Genomic DNA, 5347 nt, shown 5'->3' with positions numbered 1-5347 from the left:
TAATTGGCTTTCTCCGTATCCTTTTCCTCTTAAACGAGAAGCATCAATTCCTTTGCTTACAAGCCATGCCATGATGGATTTTGCTCTTTTATCTGATAAGACCAAATTTGATTTTGCTGATGATCTGCTGTCGGTATGCGAACGGATATCGATTTTTAATTTTGGATATTCCTGCATTACGGCATAAATCTTTTCAAGCTCAACCGCCGCAATATCTGTAATATTCCATTTTCCTAAATCGAAATAAATCATTGAAATATTTAATGTTTTACCTAAATCAGTTCCAATTTTAATTGCTTTTACTTCCGGCATTTTGATTGCTGCAAGTGCTGCAATTTTTTCTTTTTCTAAAGTAAAATCTAATTTATTGTCAATACTTGTGGTAACAGCAAAACTGCTTTCTTTTGCCGGATATTGCTTTCTTTCAACTTTTACAAAATATTTCTTGTTACAGTTTACTTTAAAAGAATAAGTTCCGTTTGCTGCAGTTGTTACTTCTTCAATCTGCTGATGGTTTTCATCAAATAAAATAACTTTTGCACCTTCGATAGTTTCGTTTGCTTTGCTGTCGAAAATAGTTCCGGTTAAAGTTCTTTCGCAAACCAGTTTTTTTGTTTCGGTAAATTTGTAAATATCATCATTTCCAACACCGCCTTTTTTATTAGAAGAAAAATATCCTTTGCGTGTATTACTGTCAATGATAAAAGCAAAATCATCAAATTTTGTATTTATAGGCTCACCAATATTCTGTACCTGATCGAATGTTCCGTTTTCTAAAATTTTAGAAACTACAATATCAAGTCCGCCAAGGCCCGGACGTCCGTCGGTTGCGAAATACAACTCATTATCTGCAGAAATAAAGGGAAAAGTTTCTCTTCCTTCTGTATTAATTGCAGGACCTAAATTTTGAGGTTTTCCATAAGTTCCGTCAGTATTAATTGTTACGCTGAACAAATCTGACTGTCCTAAAGTTCCCGGCATATCGGAAGCAAAATACAATGTTTTTTCATCAATACTCAAAGCCGGATGCGCCGTGCTGTAAGCGTCATTATTAAACGGAAGTTCTTTAATATTCGACCAGTTTCCGTCAACAAGAGTGGCTTTATACAATTTTAATAAAGTGATATTTTTATTGTCTTTGCCGCGTTTTCCATCTAAAAAGTTATTTCTGGTGAAATACATTGTTTTGCCGTCTTTTGTAAATACCGGAGTCGATTCGTTGAATTTTGAATTGATCTCTTTGTTTAAAAGAACTGGGCTGTGAAGATTTCCATCGGCTTTTATAGAGGCAACATATAAATTGGTAAAAGATTTATTAGTCCATTTAAATGTTTTTCCTTCTTGTTTACCAATTTTTCTGGCTGAACTAAAAACGAGATTATTGTTAAAAAAGGCAGTTCCAAAATCTGAACTTTCAGAATTTATATTGGCACCTGCTACTTCAAAACGACCTGAATTTAATTTAATCTGTTCCAGATAATTTTTGTTGTTTTCGAATAAAATACCACGGCTGTCTGTATTAGTTTTTTTATTGAAATCGTCCAGTATTTTATCTGCTTTTGCATAATCTCCAATTGATTTAAGAGATTGTGAATAGCGGTAAAGATATTCCGGATCCTGCTTGGCATTTAGGGCAAAAAGTTTGTCGTACCAAGAAGCTGCTTTTGAAAGTTCGGCATTAAAATAATATGCGTTTCCTAATCTTTGAAACATTTTTTCGTCTTCAAATCCTTTTGAAGCGAGCTTTTCGTAAATCGCAATGGCATCCGCGTAAGCGTAATCGTTGTATTCTTTTTCTGCTTTAGCCAAAAGTGCTTTTTGGGCTATGGCATTAAAAAAGAAAAGCGATAAAAAAATGGTATATACTATTTTCTTTATTTTCATAATTAGAAAAATCTTGGTGATGTAATTCGGTTATAACCTTTCATAAACTCAAAACGCAGGAAGATTTCGTGTGACCCGGAATTGTAATTGTTTAACTTGGTTGTTTCGCGGTCGTAAGCATAACCAATGTACATGCTTTTGTTGATTTGAAATCCGGCTAATGCGCTTAAGGCTGCACTCCATCTGTATGAAACTCCCACAACAAATTTGTCATTGAACATAAAGTTTGCAGAAGCGTCTAACTGAAGCGGTGAACCTTCTACCATTTTAGCTAAAACTGCTGGTTTGAATTTGATCATTTCGTAACGATCTAAATTGAATACATAACCTGCGATTAAATAATAATTGATCTGCTCTTTAAAAATCGCCGTATCATTATCGTCATAACGATTAGTTTGAATAAAGTTTGGCACCGATAATCCAACATATCCTTTATCTGAATGCCAGTAAACCCCTGCTCCTACGTTTGGCGAAAACTTATTTTTAAAATCCGAAAACTGAGGATCTCCCTGATGTTCCGGCGTTAATTTATTTGGGTCAAGGTTAAAAATATTAGCCGATCCTTTAATACCAAATGAAAGTTTTGCTGTCGCAGATGTTTGAATAGAATATGAGAAATCTACTGAGAAATTATTCTCTGTAGTTGGACCTATTTTATCGTTGACTAATGAGAATCCTAATCCTAACTTTTCGTTATTTAAAGGTGTGTTTACTGACAAGGCACTTGTTTCCGGTGCTCCATCTAGTCCAACCCATTGTGTACGATACAAACCAAAAACACTCATAACTCCCCTTGAACCTGCATAAGCGGGATTTATATTTATGGTATTGTACATATATTGTGTAAACTGTGCATCCTGCTGTGCAAAACTCGCAGCAGAACAAAACAATAAAACTAAAACTATCTTTTTCATTTACTTATTTTTAAGATAATGGCTTAACCTATGGCTAAGCCATTGTATTGATTTGGAATATTATTTAGTTAGATATAAATATCCTGCTTCTTGTTTCGCATTAGATTTATTGTCCTTGTATCTTACTATGTAATAATAAGTTCCTTCAGGTAATCCGTTAGATTCTTTTACTGTAGTTCTTCCTTCTGAGAAACCTTTAAATACAACATCAGTGTTATTGTAATGATCTCTTTCGAATACTAAAACTCCCCAACGGTTAAAGATTTGAACCGTATTATCCGGGTAACATTCTATTCCTCTAATGTAAAATCTCTCGTTCATGTTATCTCCATTTAAAGAAATAGCATTAAAGATTTTAAGGTTACAGCTGTTTAGTTCTATCGTTGTTGGATTATCTCCGCCAGCGTTTTCTGAATCTGATTTATCTTCTACTCTAATACCGCTTTGAGTTGTTCCTGAAACTGTTGCCTGATTACTTACAGTTCCTGCATTGATATCTGCCTGAGTTAAGGTGTACGTTCCTGTGAAAGTATACGAGTCACTTTGTCCAATACCTAAATTAATTGGACCTCCTGTTATTACAACGCCTGGTAAAAGATCAGAAATTGAAATATTCTGAAGCGGCACATTTCCTGTATTTGTAATCGTAAATGTGTATGTTAAAGTTTCTCCTGCTTCTGCATTATCATTTTTGTTACTGTCATTAAATTCAACTTTCATAACAAGTGTAATGGCTGGCACCTGAACAAAAATGTGAACTGATGCATCACTGCAATTCTGCGGATTGGCTTTTTCACAAATCTGGTATGTTAACGGATAATCTCCGCCCGGAGTTCCAGGAGCAACATCAATAGTTCCGTCAGGGTTTAAAGTAATTCCTGTTGGGAAATTATTTCCTTTTACATTAACATCAGCTGGATTAACCGGAATGCCATTTAATTTATCATTATCCAAAACGTTAATTACTTCCGGAGAACCGTTAATTCCGTCTGCAAGTATAACATCATCTTCATTAGATGCTTCAATACCAAATTGAGGTTTTGCATTACATCCAGAAGCTGCAGCAGGATAATTTACAGTTACTGATTCTGTTGGGTTTAATGAAAACTGCATTGTAACTGCTGGTCTTGTTAATTCGAAACCATCATTACCTTCAATCCATTGTCCGTTTACTAATACCCATCCCGGCCAGTCAATTGGTTTGTTATTGCTATTAAGCACCGTTCCAGGCCATAATACGTTTCCGCTTAAAGGCAAGTTGGTTTGTGTTGCTACAACATTGTTTGCACTGTCGATCCAGTTTATGGTTACTAAATCTTTTGGTGTAAAGTTGTCTGCTGTTACATCATATGAAACGTAAGCTGCATTGTTATTGCAATAGCTTTCTGCTTTAATGGTCATTGTAGGTGCTTCAACCGTAACTGTAACAACTGCAGATGTACAGTTTGTTGGATTTGCTAATTCGCAGATTTCATACGTTAAAGTATAAGTTCCTGCCGGAGCGTTTGGAATTAATTCTACTGTTCCGTCTGGTCTTAAAGTCAATACATTATTTGGATCCGGAACTAAAACATCTAATTTAACATCTGTTAATAATAATGGATCGTTGTTTAATTTATCGTTGTCTAAAACATTTACTACTTCTACTGGTTCATTTATACCTACCACTGAACCAACTGGATCAGGATTAGCTGTCAATATTGTTTTATCAACCGGAATTGTAATTGTTGCAGGAGTTGCATCAACTGCTCCGTTGTTATCTGTTGCAGTAAATGTAAATGTATCATTTCCTGAGAATGCTCCGCTTGGGTCATATGTTAGCGCCGCCGCTTCTGCAGGTGTTAAAACCTGATTTGCTGTAACTGGCACACCAGAAAGTGCTAATACACCATGAGCTGGTAATGTAACTACGATATAGTTTACAATTGTTCCGTCAGTATCAGTAGCTGCCAATGTTTTAATTGCCGTTGCTCCCGCTCTTGAAGAAATGTGAGCATTTGTATCGTCAAGTGCCACTGGTGCATTGTTTCCAACAGGAATTGTAATCGTTGCTGGTAATACAGCCGTTAAACCTAAATCGTCTGTTGCTGTAAAAGTAAACGTTACATTTCCTGTAAATGTCCCACTTGGTGTGTACACGATCATTGCAGCTTCTGCCGGTGTTAATACCTGATTTACTGCAACCGGATTACCCGATATACTTAAAGTACCGTTTGCCGGCAAACTTAAGATTGTGTAGTTAGCAATTGTTCCGTCAACATCTGTTGCTGTTAAAGCATTGATCGTTGCAGGTCCATTAGCCGATGGAATTGAATTATTTGTATCATCATTTGCAATTGGCGCATCGTTTACAGCTGTAACTGTGATTTTAATATTACCTGTTGCTGTTCCTCCTGTATGTCCGTCACTAATTTCATAAGGGAAACTGATTGGAGTAGTTGAATTGAAGTCTAATGCAGGTGTGAAAGTAATCACTCCTGATGCTGAAATATTTACTGTTCCGTTTGGAACTGTAATAGTCTGAGCGCCGCTTGTTACAGCTGTTCCGT

Annotated in this window: 3 protein-coding genes; all 3 read right to left on the bottom strand. The window is 35.9% G+C overall.

Annotation, left to right across the window (positions count from 1 at the left end; genetic code table 11):
- Nucleotides 1–1884, bottom strand: a 1884-nt coding sequence (locus ABD859_RS24130; protein ID WP_345147436.1) for an OmpA family protein, incomplete at its 3' end; no start/stop codon positions are given.
- 2 nt (nt 1885–1886) lie between these two features.
- Nucleotides 1887–2798 carry a PorP/SprF family type IX secretion system membrane protein gene (locus ABD859_RS24125; RefSeq protein ID WP_345147435.1) on the bottom strand — a complete coding sequence of 304 codons (912 nt, stop codon included), beginning with the start codon at nt 2796–2798 and terminating at the stop codon, nt 1887–1889.
- Nucleotides 2799–2858: 60 nt separating this feature from the next.
- Nucleotides 2859–5347 (bottom strand): Ig-like domain-containing protein (locus ABD859_RS24120; protein ID WP_345147434.1); only part of this gene is annotated, 2489 nt, incomplete at its 5' end.

The sequence above is a fragment of the Flavobacterium ginsengiterrae genome, from assembly GCF_039539785.1.
GTDB classification, from domain to species: domain Bacteria; phylum Bacteroidota; class Bacteroidia; order Flavobacteriales; family Flavobacteriaceae; genus Flavobacterium; species Flavobacterium ginsengiterrae.
This window is presented reverse-complemented; position numbering and strand designations above follow the sequence as displayed.